16 protein-coding genes, 1 tRNA gene and 3 pseudogenes are annotated in these 20,279 nt (G+C 43.3%); 4 read left to right on the forward strand and 16 right to left on the reverse strand.

The window, feature by feature from the left end; translation table 11 throughout:
* Positions 1 to 6 precede the first annotated feature (6 nt).
* The 8 genes and pseudogenes from secE to ACOBWA_RS13335 all read right to left on the reverse strand — a co-directional run bounded on the left by secE (position 7) and on the right by ACOBWA_RS13335 (position 7,426).
* Positions 7 to 492, reverse strand: a complete 486-nt coding sequence (gene secE, locus ACOBWA_RS13300; RefSeq protein ID WP_420229631.1) for a preprotein translocase subunit SecE — start codon at positions 490 to 492, stop codon at positions 7 to 9.
* A 51-nt stretch (positions 493 to 543) separates the two neighbouring features.
* Positions 544 to 619: transfer RNA gene (locus ACOBWA_RS13305), tRNA-Trp, on the reverse strand.
* A 328-nt stretch (positions 620 to 947) separates the two neighbouring features.
* On the reverse strand, positions 948 to 2,138 hold the full coding sequence (gene tuf / locus ACOBWA_RS13310; protein WP_114701991.1) for an elongation factor Tu: 1,191 nt from the start codon (positions 2,136 to 2,138) through the stop codon (positions 948 to 950).
* Positions 2,139 to 2,360: 222 nt separating this feature from the next.
* Positions 2,361 to 4,487: an elongation factor G gene (gene fusA, locus ACOBWA_RS13315; protein ID WP_101205359.1), complete on the reverse strand. Its 2,127-nt coding sequence runs from the start codon at positions 4,485 to 4,487 to the stop codon at positions 2,361 to 2,363.
* 342 nt (positions 4,488 to 4,829) lie between these two features.
* A complete protein-coding gene (gene rpsG, locus ACOBWA_RS13320; RefSeq protein ID WP_057761735.1) occupies positions 4,830 to 5,303 on the reverse strand; it encodes a 30S ribosomal protein S7 in 474 nt (157 codons plus the stop codon).
* Positions 5,304 to 5,521: 218 nt separating this feature from the next.
* A pseudogene (gene rpsL / locus ACOBWA_RS13325) lies at positions 5,522 to 5,895 on the reverse strand (30S ribosomal protein S12).
* A 392-nt stretch (positions 5,896 to 6,287) separates the two neighbouring features.
* Positions 6,288 to 7,130, reverse strand: coding sequence for an EcsC family protein (locus ACOBWA_RS13330; RefSeq protein WP_420229632.1), 843 nt, complete (start codon positions 7,128 to 7,130; stop codon positions 6,288 to 6,290).
* Positions 7,055 to 7,426 (reverse strand): hypothetical protein, encoded by a 372-nt coding sequence (locus tag ACOBWA_RS13335; RefSeq protein WP_420229633.1) that lies wholly within the window; start codon positions 7,424 to 7,426, stop codon positions 7,055 to 7,057. The genes ACOBWA_RS13330 and ACOBWA_RS13335 overlap by 76 nt, the downstream gene beginning before the upstream one ends.
* A 499-nt stretch (positions 7,427 to 7,925) precedes the next feature.
* On the opposite strand from ACOBWA_RS13335, the gene ACOBWA_RS13340 reads away from it, so the two are divergent.
* From ACOBWA_RS13340 to ACOBWA_RS13350, 3 genes and pseudogenes are all read left to right on the forward strand, one after another.
* Complete coding sequence (locus ACOBWA_RS13340) at positions 7,926 to 9,161, forward strand: beta-ketoacyl-ACP synthase II (protein ID WP_102093985.1); 1,236 nt, start codon at positions 7,926 to 7,928, stop codon at positions 9,159 to 9,161.
* A gap of 3 nt (positions 9,162 to 9,164) precedes the next feature.
* Positions 9,165 to 9,851: a hypothetical protein gene (locus tag ACOBWA_RS13345; protein WP_420229634.1), complete on the forward strand. Its 687-nt coding sequence runs from the start codon at positions 9,165 to 9,167 to the stop codon at positions 9,849 to 9,851.
* A gap of 134 nt (positions 9,852 to 9,985) precedes the next feature.
* Positions 9,986 to 10,897 (forward strand): annotated as a pseudogene (locus tag ACOBWA_RS13350) (anthranilate synthase component I family protein); the annotation flags it as partial.
* Positions 10,898 to 11,049: 152 nt separating this feature from the next.
* Here the strand turns inward: ACOBWA_RS13350 and hisC are convergent.
* The 8 genes from hisC to ACOBWA_RS13390 form a co-directional block, all read right to left on the reverse strand.
* Positions 11,050 to 12,183, reverse strand: a complete 1,134-nt coding sequence (gene hisC / locus ACOBWA_RS13355) for a histidinol-phosphate transaminase (protein ID WP_420229635.1) — start codon at positions 12,181 to 12,183, stop codon at positions 11,050 to 11,052.
* Positions 12,184 to 12,259: 76 nt separating this feature from the next.
* Complete coding sequence (gene hisD, locus ACOBWA_RS13360) at positions 12,260 to 13,555, reverse strand: histidinol dehydrogenase (protein ID WP_420229636.1); 1,296 nt, start codon at positions 13,553 to 13,555, stop codon at positions 12,260 to 12,262.
* 251 nt (positions 13,556 to 13,806) lie between these two features.
* Positions 13,807 to 14,499 carry an ATP phosphoribosyltransferase gene (hisG, locus tag ACOBWA_RS13365; RefSeq protein ID WP_420229637.1) on the reverse strand — a complete coding sequence of 231 codons (693 nt, stop codon included), beginning with the start codon at positions 14,497 to 14,499 and terminating at the stop codon, positions 13,807 to 13,809.
* Positions 14,500 to 14,592: 93 nt separating this feature from the next.
* Positions 14,593 to 15,861: a UDP-N-acetylglucosamine 1-carboxyvinyltransferase gene (gene murA / locus ACOBWA_RS13370; RefSeq protein WP_114701832.1), complete on the reverse strand. Its 1,269-nt coding sequence runs from the start codon at positions 15,859 to 15,861 to the stop codon at positions 14,593 to 14,595.
* Between the two features lie 111 nt (positions 15,862 to 15,972).
* On the reverse strand, positions 15,973 to 16,224 hold the full coding sequence (locus tag ACOBWA_RS13375; RefSeq protein ID WP_420229638.1) for a BolA family protein: 252 nt from the start codon (positions 16,222 to 16,224) through the stop codon (positions 15,973 to 15,975).
* Between the two features lie 164 nt (positions 16,225 to 16,388).
* Positions 16,389 to 17,384 carry an alpha/beta hydrolase gene (locus tag ACOBWA_RS13380; RefSeq protein ID WP_420229639.1) on the reverse strand — a complete coding sequence of 332 codons (996 nt, stop codon included), beginning with the start codon at positions 17,382 to 17,384 and terminating at the stop codon, positions 16,389 to 16,391.
* Positions 17,385 to 17,621: 237 nt separating this feature from the next.
* Entirely contained in the window at positions 17,622 to 18,413 is a 792-nt protein-coding gene (locus ACOBWA_RS13385; protein ID WP_420230780.1) for a BON domain-containing protein, read from the reverse strand.
* Between the two features lie 276 nt (positions 18,414 to 18,689).
* Entirely contained in the window at positions 18,690 to 19,175 is a 486-nt protein-coding gene (locus tag ACOBWA_RS13390; protein WP_420229640.1) for a YraN family protein, read from the reverse strand.
* 143 nt (positions 19,176 to 19,318) lie between these two features.
* Between ACOBWA_RS13390 and rsmI the strand changes: the two are divergent.
* Positions 19,319 to 20,274: pseudogene (gene rsmI, locus ACOBWA_RS13395) on the forward strand (16S rRNA (cytidine(1402)-2'-O)-methyltransferase).
* Positions 20,275 to 20,279: the final 5 nt, after the last annotated feature.

A 20,279-nucleotide genomic window follows, 5' to 3' on the forward strand; every position in this document is an offset into this window, starting at 1 on the left:
GTGCTATTAACCGATAAAGACACCAACGAACCAATTAAAAAAGTTATCCAATAACCAAATAAAGAAACCGGCAATCGCAATCACGACAATTACTTGCCATGTGTATTGAAAGGTTTCATCTTTACCTGGCCATGTCACTCGGCGAAGCTCAACGGCAGCGTCTTTTAACAATATTTTAAAAGCACGGCCTTGATGCGTTAGCGCCAAACAGACTAATGCAAATACAACAAGTACGACAATAATACCAATACGTACCCAAACATCGTTGGCAGGTTGCCAATAGCCTGGTAAGTATTGATTTACTAGAGTCGCACCGATTAATACAGCTGCGGCAAGTAGCCACAAAATCAAATCTTTTATTGAGCCAGTCTTAGCCACTTCAACAGCAGTAGTACCGCTAGCTGAAACATGCTTATTTTTAGACAGCATTCCACCAGCAACCGCCTTGGCATCAGATAACTTAGTCTCGAGGTTATCTTGATCATTGCTCATAAAGAACTCGCTTCGGAGATGGTGGGGTACAACAAAGATGTGATAAGAAGATGGCAGGCGATGTAGGACTCGAACCTACAACCCTCGGTTTTGGAGACCGATGCTCTACCAATTGAGCCAATCGCCTATGGGTGTAAAGGACAGCATTATACAATATTTAGCATAGAATGCAAGCCCTTGACGGTAAAATTATTAATTTTACCTGATTTTGCACTGACGCAATCTAAAATAACTGCTAGCGTTAAGTGCAGCGATAATATAACAAGCTATGCCGTAGATTACAATATGCTATCTAACAAATAATTATATCTGTCACACATATAGCCAATTCATTAATACACGCTAGGTCTAATTCTATTTTTGAACGTGCTTCACTATCCCAATAAAAAAGGCCACCCTAGATAGGATGGCCTTTTTTATGACTAATTCATAAGCTCATTACTGAGACTTAAGTCTTAGTTCAATACGTTAGCAACAACACCAGCGCCTACAGTACGGCCTCCTTCACGAATAGCGAAGCGAAGACCTTTGTCCATAGCGATTGGGTGGATAAGCTCTACGCCCATCTCAACGTTATCACCAGGCATTACCATTTCAGTACCGTCTTGTAATTGGATTGCGCCAGTTACGTCAGTAGTACGGAAGTAGAACTGTGGACGATAGCCGTTTAGGAATGGTGTGTGACGACCACCCTCTTCTTTTGACAATACATATACTTCAGCGTCAAACTTGGTGTGAGGAGTGATTGAACCTGGCTTAGCTAGTACTTGGCCACGTTGTACGTCTTCACGCTTAGTACCACGTAGTAGTACGCCACAGTTTTCGCCTGCACGACCTTCGTCAAGCAGTTTACGGAACATCTCTACACCAGTACATGTGGTTTTTTGAGTGTCACGGATACCAACGATTTCGATCTCGTCGCCAACTTTAACGATACCAGATTCAACACGGCCTGTTACTACGGTACCACGACCTGAGATTGAGAATACGTCTTCGATTGGCATTAGGAATGCTTTGTCGATGTCACGCTCTGGCTCTGGGATGTAGGTGTCTAGTACGTTTAGTAGTTCTACAACAGCTGGTTGGCCGTATTTTTCTTGTGAGCCTTTTAGGGCTTCAGTAGCAGAACCTTTAACGATTGGCGTGTCATCGCCTGGGAAGTCATAGTCGTTCAATAATTCACGAACTTCCATTTCTACTAGCTCTAACAATTCTTCGTCATCTACCATGTCACATTTGTTCATGAATACGATGATGTACGGTACGCCAACCTGACGTGAAAGCAAGATGTGCTCACGAGTCTGTGGCATAGGGCCGTCAGTTGCAGATACTACTAGGATTGCGCCGTCCATCTGGGCCGCACCAGTGATCATGTTTTTAACATAATCGGCGTGACCTGGGCAATCTACGTGAGCATAGTGACGGCTGTCTGTGTCATATTCTACGTGTGAGGTGTTGATGGTGATACCACGTGCTTTTTCTTCTGGTGCTGAGTCAATAGACGCATAGTCTTTGGCTTCGCCACCAGAGGTGATTGCAGCTACGGTTGCGATTGCAGCGGTAAGGGTTGTTTTACCATGGTCAACGTGTCCGATTGTACCGACGTTGACGTGTGGCTTGTTACGTTCAAACTTGGCCTTTGCCATGGGTATTTCCTCTTTTTTGGGGTTCAAGACTTAACTCATATAAATATGATAATTAAGACGATTTTGACCACATTAAGATAATTGTTAAAAGGTTGCACATACTAATGTGCAGATATTATAAGAAAATCGCGGCCAATAACAAGTCTTTTAACAAGTTATTGGCGTATTCTTTAGTGACAATACACAGACGTACTCTATATTGTCACTTTCAGTAAGCTTTATTTACTCGTCATCATCTTTAGAGTTGAACTTAGAGATGATTTCAGCAGCAACTGATTTTGGAATTTCAGCGTACTTTTGGAATTCCATTGAGTAAGTTGCACGGCCTTGTGACATAGAGCGCATTTGAGTGGCATAACCAAACATTTCCGCTAATGGTACTTCAGCACGAATCTGTTTAGTACCGCCAGGTAGATCTTCCATACCCTGTACCAAACCACGACGACGGTTAAGATCGCCCATGATATCGCCCATGTAGTCTTCAGGTGTTTCAACCTCTACTTTCATTACTGGCTCAAGTAGCGCTGGATCAGCTGCTAAGAAACCTTTTCTGAAGGCCATAGAACCAGCCATCTTAAATGACAATTCATCAGAGTCAACGTCATGATAAGAACCATCATACAAGGTCGCTTTTACGCCGACTACTGGGTAGCCTGCAAGTACGCCGTTTTTCATGCGCTCTTGGATACCTTTATCAACAGCACCGTGGAATTCTTTTGGTACAGTACCACCAACAACTTCTTCAGCGAATTCATATTCAGTGTCGCCAGCTGGATCAAGTGGCTCAAGACGTAACCAAACGTGACCAAACTTACCACGACCACCTGTTTGACGTACGAATTTGCCTTCTTGTTCAACAGTGTTACGAATCGTCTCACGATAAGCAACCTGAGGTGCGCCGATGTTTGCTTCAACGTTGAATTCACGCTTCATACGGTCAACAAGAATCTCTAGATGTAGCTCACCCATACCACTGATGATCGTCTGACCAGATTCTTCGTCAGTGTGTACACGGAACGATGGATCTTCTTTTGCCAAACGGCCAAGAGCGATTGACATTTTTTCTTGGTCAGCTTTGGTCTTTGGTTCAACCGCTAGAGAGATAACTGGATCTGGGAATTCCATACGCTCAAGAGTGATCACGTTGTCTTCATCACATAGCGTATCACCAGTAGTCACATCTTTCATGCCGACTAGAGCTGCGATATCACCAGTACGAATCTCTGCAAGCTCTTCTTGAGAGTTTGCCATCATCTGTACGATACGGCCAACACGCTCACGCTTCATCTTAACTGGGTTATAAACACTGCTACCCTGCTTCATTACACCAGAATAAACACGTACGAAGGTTAAGTTACCAACGAATTTGTCATTCATGATTTTGAACGCTAGTGCTGAGAAAGGTGCTTCATCTGATGCTTCACGGCTGCCTTCGCTTTCGTCTTTGTCATCAAGAATACCTTTAATAGCAGGTACGTCGATTGGTGCAGGTAGATACTGAATAACGGCATCTAGCATCTTCTGTACACCTTTGTTCTTAAAGGCAGTACCACAAAGAAGCGGGATGATTTCGTTATCGATAGTTAACTGACGAATAGCACCGTGAATTTGTTCTACAGTCAATTCACCGTTTTCTAGGTATTCGTTCATCAACTCTTCGTTTGCTTCAGCAGCGTTTTCTACAAGATGCTCGCGGTATTCTGCTGCTTTTTCTTGTAGTTCAGTTGGGATTTCGCGCTCATCATACTGCATACCTTGAGACGCTTCGTCCCAATAGATAGCTTTCATGGTCACTAGATCAACAACGCCTTCGAAGTCATCTTCTTTACCGATTGGAATAACCAATGGTACAGGGTTACCGCCTAAGCGAGTTTTGATCTGTTCGATAACACGATAGAAATCAGCACCAACACGATCCATTTTGTTTACAAATGCAAGACGTGGTACTTTATATTTGTTCGCCTGACGCCATACGGTCTCAGACTGTGGCTGAACGCCGCCTACTGCACAGTAAACCATGCAAGCGCCATCAAGTACACGCATAGAACGTTCAACTTCGATCGTGAAGTCAACGTGACCTGGGGTATCGATGATGTTGATACGGTGTTCGTCAAACTGTTTAGCCATACCTGACCAAAAACAAGTTGTTGCCGCTGAGGTAATAGTAATACCACGCTCTTGTTCTTGCTCCATCCAGTCCATAGTGGCTGCGCCATCATGTACTTCGCCAATTTTGTGGCTAACACCGGTATAGAATAAAACACGCTCTGTAGTGGTTGTCTTACCAGCATCGATGTGCGCTGAGATACCAATATTGCGATAGCGTTTTAGGGGAGTTTTACGAGCCATAGTGTTTTCCTAGGAAAAGTCGTGTATATAATAATGTATTGTGTCTCTACCTCATACTCTATGACAAAGCGTTCAGCTTCGTAATATTACTTACTGATTATTGAGCCTAATACGGACAAAAAAGAGCAAATACTAAGAATAGTGCGGCATCAAATTTGGGATGCTCTCCAGCAAAAACTGTATTTGTTAAGAGAGACATCTGGATAGATGTCCGCCACCTCAGTCATCAATAAATAACATTTATATATGACCGAATAATGATGGCGGCAATCAATAGAATAAACAGCAATGTAAGATTAAATGGCATGAGCCTCTAATCTCAAGCTACTATTAAAAAGTAGCTTAGAAACGGTAATGAGAGAATGCTTTGTTAGCATCTGCCATGCGGTGAACTTCGTCACGCTTTTTCATAGCAGCGCCTTTGCCATCAGCAGCATCATTCAATTCGCCAGCTAAACGCAAAGCCATTGATTTTTCAGAACGCTTAGCAGCAGCTTCAGCTAACCAACGCATAGCCAATGCAGTACGACGGGAGGGGCGTACTTCCATTGGTACTTGATAGGTTGCACCACCGACGCGGCGAGCTTTTACTTCTACCATTGGGCGTACATTTTCTAGCACTTCTTCGAAGAAAGATACTGGATCTTCAACTTTACGCTTCTCACTTACTGTCTCAAGTGCACCGTAAACGATACGCTCAGCAGTAGATTTTTTACCATCACTCATTACATGGTTGATGAATTTTGCAACAGTTTGGCTACCAAACTTAGGATCCGGTAGGATCTCACGGGCAGCAACGACGCGACGTCTTGGCATAATAAATTTCCTTATCTTCAGGAGTGTCTAACATTCACAACATCGACTACTTATCATTAGGATATAGCAGTGAGTTATCAGTTAGCCTTACTGCATGGTGGTATGTTTTAAGAGCACATCACAGATATATATTTATATAAAAGTGATATTACTACTGACACCAAACCCATGCACAGTTATTGGGTAGTGCAAAAAGCTTATCTAATAACGTTTAGTTATTAAACTTTAGGCTTCTTAGCACCGTACTTAGAGCGACCTTGCTTACGGTCTTTAACGCCTGCGCAATCTAATGCACCGCGAACAGTGTGATAACGTACACCTGGTAGATCTTTTACACGACCACCACGGATTAGAACAACACTGTGCTCTTGTAGGTTATGACCTTCGCCACCGATGTAGCTTGATACTTCATAGCCTGAAGTCAAACGTACACGACATACTTTACGCATGGCAGAGTTAGGTTTTTTGGCGTGGTAGTATATACACGAGTACATACACCGCGACGCTGTGGGCACGCTTCCAACGCAGGAACTTTTGACTTTTCCTTGATGGTTTTGCGACCTTTACGAATCAATTGGTTAGTTGTTGCCATAAGGCATCCTTCTCCCGTTTGGTATAAAACAAAAAAATGGGCCAATGCACCATCTATCTGACAATAATTGCAGATTTCGGGGCACCCATTTTTAGGACAGTGTATTATAAAGAGTTGTTGCTGCTATTTCAACCACTTATGAATGGTTTCGCTTTACAACATTTGATAGATATGCATTCAGCCTCTCATTGTATCACTTTATAGATTTTTCGCCGAAAAATAGCGTAATAAATAAAGCAAACAAAGTGAGCTCAAGCATCATTAAGAAAAGATGTTTAACATTGAAATGGTACTTGATAGTAACTAAGTGGTGGTATTTATCCTAATTTTCAAGTCGTGTTGCTCAATCAAACCAAGATAAATATCATCGTACTTATAAATATATAACCCAACTAGCAAATAATATGTTTATTACTTGGCTTTTTTATCAGACGTTTACTTGTCTGCGTCTTTTTTACTGCTAGTTTCTTCTTTACTAGCTTCTTCTTTATCAGTAACTTTTTCTGAGTTACTGCTTTTTCTTTGGGCTCTGTGTCTTTTTTCGCCTCATCAGTACTAGTCTTTTCTACTTTAGCCTCACTGCTGCTGTCATCGGTAATGGCACGATTGGCTAGTTTTGCCTCTGGTGCAAAGGTCGCCTGAGCAACGCCAATAACTTCGTCAATCAATTGGCTGTTGTAGTGCATACCGATCGCTACTGCAGTGACAGGAATAAAACGACGAACCCATGATAAATTAATCTGATCTAAATCAATACCTACTTGACTGGCGACTTTGTCTATTTGCTCAGCATAGAAATTTACATTTTTATTTTTCAGACCGAGATTTTTAAGTTCACTATGCAGTCCATTGCTCTGAGCATTATCGAGCAAACCTTTACCAATACCTAGACCAGCTAGTAGCGCTTGTTTTTCTTGCATCTTGCTCAAATCAGCGTTTGATAGTAGTTCGTACGCCATCTTGACGCCTTGCTTACCTGTCAGCGGCTTATTATATACAGTAGCAATCTGATAAACCGTACGTAATGAAACCAGTAATAGCCATAATGTATCAGCGAGCAAACCTGGTAGACCTACCAAACCCGTCAAACCACCCATCATTGCAAGCGCGCGATTTTGGTTAGCAATATCAGTAGCTAGCGCATAACGCTCTTCGTCATCTAAGGTAGCAATATTGGCAAAGCGATGTTCATTAGGTAAGTCGAGTTGACTCCAGTTCGCAGCGAGGTTGGCCACTTGGGCAAATGCGCCATCAACTGTTGATTGAAAAAACTATTCGGCACAACTTTCTTGGCATATTTACCATAAGTAGCGAAGCGTGGTCCTAATAGTTGCTGCGTCGCCTTCAACGTTTGCTCACGAAACAAGTCTTGTTGGTAGTCTTCATCGCCTAGGTCGACGGCTTTGTATTGACGCGGTTTGCCTGTTTTGGCGTTTACGCTATCAATCATAGCCCCTACGCGCTCTAAATTATTTCGAGTGAAAGAGCCAATGGTATTGATGCTTTTAGAAAGAGTACTACGCTTTGCCATCGTGATGTCCTTAATATGATGAGTTGGTTTTTTAATATAATTGTATTTTAATACGGTAATTTATTATTAATAATAATGAATCTATTATTTTAGCCAGTTATCGTAACTGGTGTCAGTGCGAACAATGTTATTAGAATCACAAATTTTGTATCTAAAGTATAATTCCGTGCATAGCCAGTAGCTAGTCTTACTTCTCATCTCTTTACTCAAAACTCAGTCATAAGTGTTATTTTGTCGTTATTTTACACTTGTCCAAAGATTTCCAGTGCTTGATACGTTATCATGTGCCATAACTGAGAGCATAATTGTACACTGAACTTATATTGCCTCTGATAGACCGTTAACAGAATTTCGTTACCTAAATTCATGCTATCGTTATCTACATAGACTATTTTTTCATTATAATGCTCGAATTAACTCATAGTTAAACATCATATATAGATTTACCACGATTATTGCAACCAACTGCTAGCAAGTCGTTACTTATAAGGAATAGCATATGCGCCGCGTCGTTATTACTGGAGCAGGGATTGTCTCTTGTATTGGACATGATTTAGATACTGTCACCACTGCCCTCAAAGAAGGTCAGTCTGGCATCACATTTAACGATTCTTATGCTGAGCACGAGTTTAAATCACACGTGAGCGGTAGTATCAATCAATCAGAACTGGATACCAGTGGTATCGATCGTAAGCTGAAACGGTTCTTTAGTGACGCCAGTCTTTATGCTTATGTTAGTGCGCTAAATGCGATTGAGCACTCTGGCCTGTCACTTGATACTATCAATAACAACCCACGAGTGGGTGTAGTGGCAAGTTCGGGCGGCGCATCAACAGAAAATATCGTCAATGCTATCGATGCTATGCGCGAAAAAGGTCTACGCGGTGTCGGCGCAATGGCAGTACCAAAGACAATGGGCAGCTCAGTATCAGCTGCTTTAGCAACCGGCCTCAAAATCCAAGGCGTCTCCTACTCGCTCGCCTCTGCTTGTGCGACTTCGACACACTGTATCGGTCATGCTGCTGAGCTTATCCAATTGGGTAAAGCCGATGTGATATTGGCTGGTGGTAGTGAAGCTGAGCATTGGACGCAGTCTTGTATGTTTGATGCTATGGGCGCAGTTAGTACTCAGTATAACGACACACCAAAACTTGCCTCAAGAGCCTATGACAAAGACCGTGACGGTTTTGTGATTGCTGCTGGTGGCGCGATGGTGGTTGTAGAGAGTCTGGAGCATGCTCAAGCACGCGGCGCTAATATTTTGGCTGAAATCGTTGGCTATGGTGCCAGCTCTGATGGTGCAGAAATGGTTGCGCCAAGCGGTGAAGGTGCAGTTCGCTGTATGCAACAAGCCTTGGCCGAAGCGGGTCTAGAAAGTGTCGATTACATTAACAGCCATGGTACTAGTACACCGTTAGGCGATATCACTGAGCTTAAAGCGATTGCTAAAGTATTTGATAATGACATCAGTAAAGTACCTGCTATCAGCTCAACCAAATCAATGACAGGTCATAGCTTGGGTGCTGTTGGTGCACAAGAGCTGATTTATTGTCTACTGATGCTACAGGACGGCTTTATCGCTCCAAGTATCAATGTTGATAACTTGGACCCTGCTGCTGAAGGTTTCGATATTGTCACCGAAATGCGTGAAGCTAATCTTGAAACCTTGATGAGTAATAGCTTTGGCTTTGGTGGTACCAACGCTACGCTAATTATCAAAAAGTTTGACGCTTAACCCATGCTTGTATCAAATCACAATACAACTGAGCAGACAGATTCTGTGCCATCGCCAGCTAGCAAACCTAGCTGGCGTTTTGGTGATTTGTCTGCTGCAGAGCTGATGCCTGAGCTACAGCGTCATTTACTCGCTCAAGATATTAAAGCAAACTGGCAACTTGTTTGGCTTAATAACGATGGTCGACCAGTAATCGGCTTAATCCCAAAAGTCAGCTGGTCTGTATACCCCAATGATGAACAAGTTTCTAGTAATTTACCTAATACTTATAAGGTGATAAAGAGTTGTCGCAGTACTGGCGTGCGTCGCGATACTGATGTAAATAGCGATAACAATAGTTATGCTAGCACGATAGCCTATATGAGCTATCTAGAATGGCAAGAGGAACTAATCGCTTATAGCAATACTCAAAAAGCCAATCACGACACGTCATATATCAATAGCGAAGAAAGCTCGAAACCCAGTTATCATCATGGGCTAATCGGTTTTATTGGTTATGATATTGCAGCTCTCGAACTAAGCCCTGCCGATAGGATTGAATTGGCAATGCAGCCGTGTGCCTCGTTGGGACATTATGATATTTATCTAACGCCTACAGCACATGCTGATACAGGTTGGGCGTTAAAGACTCATCTGACTAACGATGACTCTTCTGAGAATATTGGTCATAAAAAAACGATATTCTTATAAATACTCTTACCTCTTACCTAGACGAACTGGATCGAAAACTGTCTGATAACTATCTCAATCAACCACAGTTTAAAGATGCATCAAACATCACTCCCCTAGTTTTAAGCCCGCGATGGAGTAAGCTTGATTATCAACAAGCATTTAATCGCACACAAGACTATCTACAGCAAGGCGACTGCTATCAGATAAACCTGACACAGAAATGGTCTGGCAGTCTAGCGTGTGAAAATAACGATGTTCAATCAGTCTTTTCGCTTATTGACTATTTGCCTGCGCTATATCGCAATACAAAAGCACCTTTTGCAGGATATGTGAGCGTTGATAGCAATGATGGTGATTACCTAAATAGAAGCAGCAGCTTTAACGCAGACAGCAATCATTTTGAATTGTTAAGCTGCTCACCTGAGTTATTTTTTACATTCACTAGAGAAAACGACACTGGCAAACACTCTATTCGCACCAAGCCTATCAAGGGAACCATGCCGCGAGGTACGACTAACGAGCAAGATGAGCGCTATAAGCAGCAACTGGTCAATAGCGAAAAAGACCGTGCCGAAAATGTCATGATTGTAGATTTACTGCGTAATGATTTGGGTAAATACGCCAAAATTGGTAGTGTAAAAGTACCACAGTTATTTGCGATTGAGAGCTTTAGTAACGTCCATCACATGGTGAGTACTATTACCGCTGAGCTAAAAGCTGATACGCATCCGTTGGCTGTATTGTTTGGTAGTCTGCCTGCAGGCTCTATCACTGGCACACCAAAAAAACGCGCTGTCGAAATCATCGCTGAACTGGAATCTACGCCACGCGGTGCCTATTGTGGCACTATGGGTTATATGAATTTTGATGGTAGTGGTCAATGGAACGTGCTCATTCGTACATTGCAAGCCAATGCTTCGTCAGATAATAGCCTTGATGAAGAAAGGCACATCAACCTGTGGGCAGGTGGCGGTATTACGGTCGCGTCTGATTATGATGCTGAATACCAAGAATGCTTAGATAAAGTAGGTAACTTGTTATCAGTACTGGCTCAAAAAACCTAAGATAGTAAATTAAAATGCTCTAATTAATTTAAAGCGAAAAAAGCCTGCCAACGTTACGTTAACAGGCTTTTTTAAGACTTAGCGATAGTGTTTTACGTGATGAGTAAAGAGATTTACCTACCAATATCCTATATTAAGCTATCAATCTAATATTATTCAGCAGCAACGCTAGCATCGACTTGCAAGGCTTTTAGCGCATCAATCAAACGGTTATTCTGCTCTGCCGTACCGATAGTAATACGCAAGTACTCTGCAATACGCGGCTTATCAAAGTGGCGAACGATAATGCCTTGCTCGCGTAACACACTCGCTACAGCACTTGCATTGCCATCTTTTGGACGAGCGAATACGAAGTTGGCATGTGACGGTAGGACCTTATAGCCCAATGTAGTCAACTCTGCTGTTAGCGACATACGTAAATCAATGACTTGCTGACGGGTTTGCTCAAAGTATTCAGTGTCTAATACACTCGCAGTCGCCCCAGCTTGAGCCAACTTATCCAATGGATAGCTGTTAAAGCTATTTTTCATCCGTGTTAGTGCTTCAATCAATGATGCATTACCAAAGGCCATACCAACACGCAATCCAGCAAGCGAGCGTGACTTTGAAAAGGTTTGGGTCACGATAACGTTATCACACTCATTGATTAAGCTGACCGCTGAAACCTGAGCCTCTGGGTTACCTGATTCTATCTGAGCAAAATCAATATATGCCTCGTCAATTACAATGACTGCATTAGAATGCTCGCTTGCTAGCTTACGGATATCAGCAAGTGATAAGAGCAAACCTGTTGGCGCATTCGGATTGGCAATGATGATACCGCTACAAGGCTGACGATAAGCATCAGGATCGATACTAAAATCGTCTTCTAATGGGATTTTGACGAGGTGCACACCAAAAGTCTGCGCATAGACAGGATAAAAGCTGTAGCCAATATCAGGTGATAAAAGCGGACGCTCTTTTAGGAAAAAACTGGCAAATATAAGCGCCAAGACTTCATCTGAGCCATTACCAACAAACACTTCGCTGACATCAAGGTCATATGCTTGTGCCAGTGCAGCACGTAGGTCGTTGGATTCAGGTGCCGGATATAAACGCAGCTCTTGCGCTTGCTGAGTGAGTATCTTAGCGATTGCCTCCCCTACTTTTGGTGAGGGCGGAAACGGGTTTTCATTGGTGTTCAGTTTGCATAAATTGTCGTGCTGTGGCTGCTCACCCGGCACATAAGGTGACAAGTTGCGTGCTTTAGATGACCAAAGTCTGGTATCTATCTTTGACTCACTCATAAATTATCCTACTAATTAGCCATACAGACTATTAAAAATATCTATCAAAAGTAAAAACGAAGACGCTCAAAATATCTTACTGATAACGATAACGGGCTGAGCGCGCATGGGCCTCTAGGTCCTCACGCTGCGCTAAAATATCTGCCGTCTCAGCCAATGGCTTGCTGCCAGATTCACTGCAATAAATAATTGAGGATTTCTTCTGAAAGTCATAAACACCTAACGGTGAAGAAAAGCGCGCGGTACCGGATGTTGGTAGCACATGGTTCGGTCCTGCACAGTAATCCCCAATCGCCTCAGGCGTGTGACGACCCATAAAGATAGCACCCGCATGACGAATATCATCTAACAATGCATCAGGGTTATCAACGGATAACTCCAAATGCTCAGGGGCAATACGATTAATCAGTGCCATACCCTCGCTACGATCTTTCACTAATATAAGTGCACCACGATTTTGTAGCGAATCGCGTGCGATATCTGCTTTTGGCAGCTCAGCTAGCGCTTTTTCTATCTCAAGTGCGACTTCGTTGAGCTGCTCTTCGCTAGTCGTCACAAAGATAGCTTGTGCAATACGGTCATGCTCAGCTTGAGACAATAGATCCATTGCTAGCCAGTCCGCTCTATCTTGTGCTTCGCCTTCTGCATATACCAATACTTCTGAAGGTCCAGCAATCATATCGATACCAACTTGACCAAATACTGCGCGTTTGGCTGCAGCGACATATTTGTTGCCTGGTCCTGTGATTTTGTCCACGGCTGGAATCGTTTCAGTGCCGTAAGCTAAAGCTGCTACTGCTTGAGCGCCACCAATAGTAAAGACGCGATCGACTTGGGCCAAATGTGCTGCTGCCAATACCAAAGGATTGAGCACCCCTTTTGGCGCTGGTACGACCATGATGACTTCAGTGACGCCAGCTACCTTAGCAGGAATGGCGTTCATCAATACTGACGAGGGATAAGAGGCCAGACCGCCCGGTACATAAATCCCAACGCGATCAAGTGGTGTGACTTTTTGACCCAGTCGGTTGCCTAGCTCATCCTCATACTGCCATGTTTCTTGTACTTGGCGCTCATGGAATGTCTGTACCCGAGTTGCGGCTGTGGTCAACGCTGTTTTTACTTTTTCATCAAGATTGGCAAATGCTTCAGCAAGCGCTTCTTTAGACAGCTCTAACTCTTGCATCGACGTTGCTGGATGTTGGTCAAACTGCTGAGTCAATGCCAATACGACGCTATCACCATCAGCACGTACTTGGGCGATGATATCATCGACGGTATGTAATAATTCAGCATCATTGACTGTTTCAAAGGCAAGCAACTGTGTCAATTGACTATCAAAATCGGCATTTTGGGTACTTAACTGGCGCATGACCTAATCCTATATCTGAGCGTAAAGTAGTGCTAAAAATAAACGGTTTGGAACTGAGTAAGGTAGATTTGCATGTTAAAAATATTGCGACTTATTCGATGTCTTCTTGTCTGCATTTTATGATGATTTTATATTTTCGCAAGCTAAGACAACAAAACCAGTTTAGCACGCTACGTCACTCATAGCCTGCTAAACTGGTTTAAAAATTTGTATAACCATGCTTTATATTACCAATGACTTGCACTGGGTAATTAGCCGTTGGCGATACTATTTTTAAAGCTATCTAAGATTGGTTCTAGTAATGAAAATTTGCGCTTATAACTCACTTGATTGACAATCAGACGTGAGGAAACATCACAAATATGATCGCGGGCTTCAAGTCCATTGGCACGCAATGTATTGCCTGTGTCGACCACATCGACAATTAAATCTCCCAAGCCAACCAACGGCGCAAGCTCCATCGAACCGTAAAGTTTGATGACATCAACCTGTTGACCTTGGCTTGCAAAATAAGCACGAGCGACATTGACATATTTGGTCGCGATACGCAGGCGACGATTTGGCAGCGGTGCATCTTTCACACCCGCAGTCATCAATTTGCACTGAGCAATCTGCAAATCGAGTAATTCATAAACATGATTGGCACCATGCTCAAGCAGCACATCTTTACCCGCCACCCCAAAGTCAGCAGCGCCATGTTCGACATAAGTCGGCACGTCACTGGCACGCAAAATCAATACACGTACATTTGGATTTGAGGTTGGAAAAATAAGTTTACGTGACGCTTCAGGATCTTCTAAAAGATCAACGCCAGCTGCACGTAACAGTGGCATGGTCTCTTCTAAAATGCGGCCTTTTGATAAAGCCAAGGTTAGACCTGAAAACTCATCGTTTACTTCGTTTAATAAACCGCTGGCTGGTAAAGATTTGCTTGTCTCAGTCATAATGACATCGTGTCCATGTGCAGTCCCCTATTAAAGGGGAGTTTTTAATTTATAACGTAATATGGGTAACAGTCGATATTGAGTCAATCAATATTAAGCGTTGGTATTAATACGCTCGATGTTCACGCCTAAGCTACGCAGCTTGTCTTCAACATGCTCATAACCACGGTCAATGTGGTAAATACGGTCAATCAGGCTCTCGCCTTCAGCAGTCGCCGCTGCCATTACCAATGACATAGACGCACGTAAATCCGTCGCCATGACTGGTGCTGCAGTAAAGTTTTCGACACCTCGTACTACGGCAGTGTGACCATCAACCTGAATAGACGCGCCTAAACGATTGAGCTCTGGTACATGCATATAACGGTTTTCGAAAATATTTTCAATAAAAGTACTTGTACCGTCAGCTAAGCAAGCAATCGCCATGAGCTGAGCTTGCATATCCGTTGGAAAACCAGGATGTGGCTGTGTACGAATATCAACCGCCTTTGGACGGCCTTTCATTTGTGCGCGAATCCAGTCATCACCGCTCGTGATAGTTGCACCCATGTCTTCGAACTTCTCTAGCACTGGCGTCAATAATAGAGCAGATGTTTTTTTGGTCAATACATCGCCACGTGTCATCAAGGCACCAGCAAGGTATGAGCCTGTTTCGATACGGTCAGGGACAACTGAGTATTCACAGCCGTGTAGACGCTCTACCCCTTCTATGGTCATCGTTGATGTACCGATACCGCTTATTTTGGCACCCATTGCAACCAACATATTGGCCAAATCAACCACTTCTGGCTCTAACGCACAATTGCCTAAGACGGTTGTGCCTTTAGCCAATGCTGCTGCCATGATGACGTTTTCAGTACCGCCAACGGTAATCATATCAAATGAGAAATTACAGCCTAATAGCTTGCCACCTTTTGGCGCTTGGGCTTTTACATAGCCATTCTCTACACTGATTTCGGCACCCATCGCTTCAAAAGCCTTTAGATGCTGATCAACAGGACGTGAACCAATCGCACAACCGCCCGGCAATGAGACTTCGGCTTCGCCGAAACGTGCCAATAACGGCCCTAGTACCAAGATTGACGCGCGCATGGTTTTTACCAAATCATACGGAGCGTAAAAGTTATCGATACTCTTGGTATCACAAGTGACCGTATCATCTTGCTTTTGGATTTTGATACCCATGCCACCGATCAATTCAATCAACGTTCGCACGTCTTGTAGTGACGGCACGTTATGCAGTGTCGTTGGAGTCTCAGCCAATATCATAGCTGCGAGTAACGGCAAAGCGGCATTTTTGGCGCCTGAGATGGTGACTTCCCCTGCGATACGACTACTACCAGTGATTAAAAATTGATCCATAAAGGTGACAACCTAGCGATGAGTATAGAAAATTATGAAAACCAGAACTACAACTCTCAACCATGCATATGGCCGATTCAGTAATATCTAGTCATATAGACAGCTATTTGATTAGCCTTTTGATTGAACGTCCCACTCAACAGGCGTCAGCGCTTGGATATTGAGTGCGTGAATATCGCCACTCGCAATCTTGTCATTAACTAACGCATATACTGCTTGCTGACGCTGAACCGCGCGTTTGCCTTCAAAGCTGGCATCGACCACGCGTACGTCAAACTTATTACCTTGGTTGGCAGCTTGAATAAAAGCGTCTGGGAAGTGAGTCTGTAAAAATGCGATCAAATCGTCAGCGTTCATGCTCATAGAATGGTCTGCCTTAAAGTTTAGAATAGGGTATAGATTTAAAGTGATGACATTATAACAAGAGTTTGCATATCTTACAGTACTGTCTTACTCAAGTGTGTTTAAGCATTAAGACAGTGCTATCAATTAAACGGTCAAAAGTCGTCGATATGCATAGTGATAAGCTATTTGAGCGTTTTATCTAAGTAGGTCAATACTTGCGCACGCACATCATTGACCCAGCGTAGCGGCGGTGCCATCGCGCCAATACTGGTTGCATGACTGGCTCCTTCGATTTCGCCCGTTTCAACGGTTACGCCTGCTTTTTTAAACGCTTCTGTCATTTTGATTGTATTAGTCACATGTACAATTTTGTCTTTTTCTGCGGTTAATAATAAATACGGTGGCTGCGCGCCTTTAATCTGGCGATCTGGCATCACCTCATCAGGTGTGGCATTGGGGCCAAACGCCGTTGCACTACTGAACTTGCGGAAATCATAGCTATAAGGACCCGCAATTCCGATAACGGCTGCAATATCTGTTGGCTTAATACCATAAGGCGCCAAAAAGTCTTCGTTGGCAACGGCTGCAACGGCATTAAACGCGCCAGCAGAATGCCCCATCACTGCTAGGCGTGACGGATCTGCATGGAGACTGGTCGCATTTTCAATACTCCAAGCAATCGCTTGAGCCGCATCTTCGACATAATCAGGATAGACGTGCTCAGGCGCTTTACGGTAATTAATCACTGCAGTGACATAACCTGCTTTGGCTAAGCTCTGACCGACAAAGGCATATTGTTCTTTATTACCACTCTCCCATGAGCCACCATGGACAAATACCACCATAGGGTAGCTAGTATCAATAGCACTCTGAGATTTCATTGCTTGTGCTAAAGGTTTTGGATAATAGATATCTAGGTCTTGAGAAGGCTGATCACCGTATAAGATATCCTTACTCACCCCAACGCCACCACTAGAAGTAATCCCATTGACGATAGCCAATGGCGATAATGCCTGTGCGTTTTGCGTGGCTAGCGCGATACTACCCAATGCCAATATTGCCGCACCACCAAATCTCAACGTTCGTGTTTTCTTATGAGCAGGCTTGTCATGTAGTCTTACATTACCAATGACGCTTGTTTCTTCATTTGGTTGTATATTTGCCTGTGAATCCTTCATGACCAGTATCCTATTACATTTATTTATCAATCAGTAGTAACAGGCTAACAGCGATAATGGTTCATCCACTAGCCAATGAGGTGTTTGATATTAGTATCGTTGGCTAATGCGCTGACTCTGCTACGTTTTACTATTGATATAGTAACCACTGGCTGAGGATTTCTCGTGCCTTTACTGTTATCACTATTTAGGCTTATTGTGATTAACGTCCTTTATTGCATGGCGAACTAAGGTTTTTTATTGATTCTGATAAAGGTCAATATAAGGGCTTGATGACGGCTGCGTAGTATTGGCCTCTTCTTCTGTTATGACAATAGGCGTTGCCGTGCTGATAGTAGTATCTTGGGCAGCTGGCGCTACTGCAGGATTGGCCAAATTATTCTCATACATGATGTCATCATTATTTATTTTGACACCTCTATCGTCAACGACAGTTGTCAGCAATACCAACTCAGTGACTCCAACAGTACCATTGGCGATATCAATCAAGTGACTCTGCTGAGTAGGTGTCATACGACCCATAATATAGACCACACCATTATTGGTAACGGCTTTAATTTGTGACGCACTCACACCATCGCTGGCGGCTATTTTCGCCAGTAGCTTTGAAGTGATATAACCATCATGAACCGTTGAGCTATACCCTTTTGATGCACTCACTTCCATCTCATTGTAGACACGGCGTACATCTGGCATAGAGCTAACGACTTTTTCTACTTCTGCTTTGAGCGTTTCAGTTGGTATTTCACCTGTGAGCAGCACTTCGCTATTGAAGCTATCGATACCCATACGACTGGTTTGCTGCAAGTCTTCTTTTAGCCCGTACACATTGATTTTGGCAGTATGTTCAATACTACGATCGAGCAGACGCTGCGGAATCGTGCGCTCAGTCATTGGTACACCATAAGTCCCTTCTGTACTGTTGGTCAGATAATTGGTGGCACAACCTGTACTGACAACACAGGCAGCAATCATAATGCCAGTCGTAATACGGCGTGATGAACCAAAAATAGCAGTGCGCAAATGCATCCGTGTCATTATTTACCTCTTAGAACATGGTTGTGACAATTTTATAAATTGAGCAAATCTTAATCTAGGCCGTGTTTTTATTTTGGAGAAAACACGGCCTAGTAGTGATGAGCTAAACTTAGCTGTAAGCTAATACTGTATCTGATTTATAAAAAGTTGACTATAACCGCTACTTTACTTAATTTTGGTCATCAGCGGTTAGCTTTTTAGTAACGAACCTTACTTGTCAGATGTGGTTAAATGCTTCACTTGGCAGCATCTATCTTATTTACTCTATTACCATGCACTGGCTATAAAAGCATTTTGAATCCATTCTGGTTGATGGTCTAACTCCTCATTTCTTGAATTTAACTTACTCATCGTATTGTAAGCAATAACATCAAACCGGCAGTCATAATGAGCATACTCAGGATACTGCTGCAAAAAGGACTGCGCTGTCTTAATAACTTTGCGCTGTTTGCTGGCTGTCACACTGAGTGCTGCATCGCCATAATTCGAGGACTTGCGCTGGCGAACTTCAATAAATACTAGTGTTGACCATGCTAAACCTGTCTCAATCATGACCAGATCCAACTCACCTACTTTTGGCTTTTGCCAATTTTGCACGACTAGCCTCAACCCTTGCATTTGTAAATACTCACACGCCTGCTGCTCAAACCGACTACCTTGGCGCTGTTTTGGTGAGGTTAAGATTAAAGGCTTATGGTTCGGCATAAGGTGAATTGGTCTGATTAACATTTGAGAATTATCATAGCACAACATGCTAAACTAGCCACTTCTGCGCGTTCTACTCTCACAATCTATCGATTTCTTCACTCATTATTTGACTGAAAAACCATAGATAACGACTGTACATACTAGCGCACTATTATTTTTTAATGTCTTTTTAACGACTCGAGGTTTTCATGTCTACCCCTACTGCGATGCCAGCTTGTCTCTATATCGTTGCCACGCCGATTGGCAATATGTCCGACATGACAACGCATGCAATTGATGTCTTAAAGCAGGTTGCCATTATTGCCTGCGAAGACACCCGCACCTCAGGTAAACTACTGTCGCATTTTGGCATCGATACCAAAGGCAGCAAAGGTGACGAGACAAAAGACTCAGAGATTCGTCCTGTCAAAAGTAGTATCGAAAATGATGACACAACCGCCAAGCAAAAAGGTCACAATAAGCTATGGGCCTACCACGAACATAATAGCGCCATTCAAACGCCCAAAATTATCGAAATGATTAAGCAAGGTCATTCGGTTGCCTTGATTAGTGATGCAGGTACACCTCTAGTCAGCGATCCAGGTTATCAACTGGTGCAAGCCGCGCATGAAGCTGGCGTGACCGTATCACCTATCGTTGGGGCTTCTGCTGCAATTGGTGCATTGTCAGTAGCAGGATTGCCTTCTGATCGATTTAGTTTTATTGGGTTTTTGCCCGCCAAAACCCATGGTCGTCAAAAACAGCTGAGCGATCTAATCGCACGTACTGAAACTTTAATCTTTTATGAAGCGCCGCATCGTATCGTAGCTAGTCTAGAAGACATGGCAACGATATTTGGTGCAGACCGCGCAGTGACTTTTTGCCGTGAATTAACTAAAACCTTTGAAACGGTACACAAGAGCACCCTTGGGGAGTTGGTTGAGTTTGTTAAAGCAGATGATAACCAGCAGCGCGGCGAGATAGTCGTGGTCGTCGCTGGCGTCGGTGTGGCAAAAGATACTGACGACATCAGTACGCATGATAAATTGCTACAGCGTTTGCTAGAGGATTTGTCAGTCAAGAAAGCGGCCGCACTGGCCTCTGATATCACTGGTGTGAAAAAAATGCGCTTTATCACCGTCTACTAGAGTTGCAAGCAGACTAGTTTTT

The organism is Psychrobacter sp. ER1, from assembly GCF_048631835.1.
In the GTDB taxonomy this organism is placed as follows: domain Bacteria; phylum Pseudomonadota; class Gammaproteobacteria; order Pseudomonadales; family Moraxellaceae; genus Psychrobacter.

Excerpts from the sequence above, each read along its gene's own strand:
- ACOBWA_RS13385 (WP_420230780.1), bottom strand. The coding sequence starts at position 18,413 with ATGCATTTGCGCACTGCTATTTTTGGTTCATCACGCCGTATTACGACT.
- hisD (WP_420229636.1), bottom strand. The coding sequence starts at position 13,555 with ATGCGCCAGTTAAGTACCCAAAATGCCGATTTTGATAGTCAATTGACA.
- fusA (WP_101205359.1), bottom strand. The coding sequence starts at position 4,487 with ATGGCTCGTAAAACTCCCCTAAAACGCTATCGCAATATTGGTATCTCA.
- ACOBWA_RS13375 (WP_420229638.1), bottom strand. The coding sequence starts at position 16,224 with ATGAGCATGAACGCTGACGATTTGATCGCATTTTTACAGACTCACTTC.
- ACOBWA_RS13390 (WP_420229640.1), bottom strand. The coding sequence starts at position 19,175 with ATGTTGTGCTATGATAATTCTCAAATGTTAATCAGACCAATTCACCTT.
- ACOBWA_RS13345 (WP_420229634.1), top strand. The coding sequence starts at position 9,165 with ATGCTTGTATCAAATCACAATACAACTGAGCAGACAGATTCTGTGCCA.
- hisC (WP_420229635.1), bottom strand. The coding sequence starts at position 12,183 with ATGAGTGAGTCAAAGATAGATACCAGACTTTGGTCATCTAAAGCACGC.
- murA (WP_114701832.1), bottom strand. The coding sequence starts at position 15,861 with ATGGATCAATTTTTAATCACTGGTAGTAGTCGTATCGCAGGGGAAGTC.
- ACOBWA_RS13335 (WP_420229633.1), bottom strand. The coding sequence starts at position 7,426 with ATGGCAAAGCGTAGTACTCTTTCTAAAAGCATCAATACCATTGGCTCT.
- rpsG (WP_057761735.1), bottom strand. The coding sequence starts at position 5,303 with ATGCCAAGACGTCGCGTCGTTGCTGCCCGTGAGATCCTACCGGATCCT.
- hisG (WP_420229637.1), bottom strand. The coding sequence starts at position 14,499 with ATGACTGAGACAAGCAAATCTTTACCAGCCAGCGGTTTATTAAACGAA.
- secE (WP_420229631.1), bottom strand. The coding sequence starts at position 492 with ATGAGCAATGATCAAGATAACCTCGAGACTAAGTTATCTGATGCCAAG.
- tuf (WP_114701991.1), bottom strand. The coding sequence starts at position 2,138 with ATGGCAAAGGCCAAGTTTGAACGTAACAAGCCACACGTCAACGTCGGT.
- ACOBWA_RS13340 (WP_102093985.1), top strand. The coding sequence starts at position 7,926 with ATGCGCCGCGTCGTTATTACTGGAGCAGGGATTGTCTCTTGTATTGGA.
- ACOBWA_RS13380 (WP_420229639.1), bottom strand. The coding sequence starts at position 17,384 with ATGAAGGATTCACAGGCAAATATACAACCAAATGAAGAAACAAGCGTC.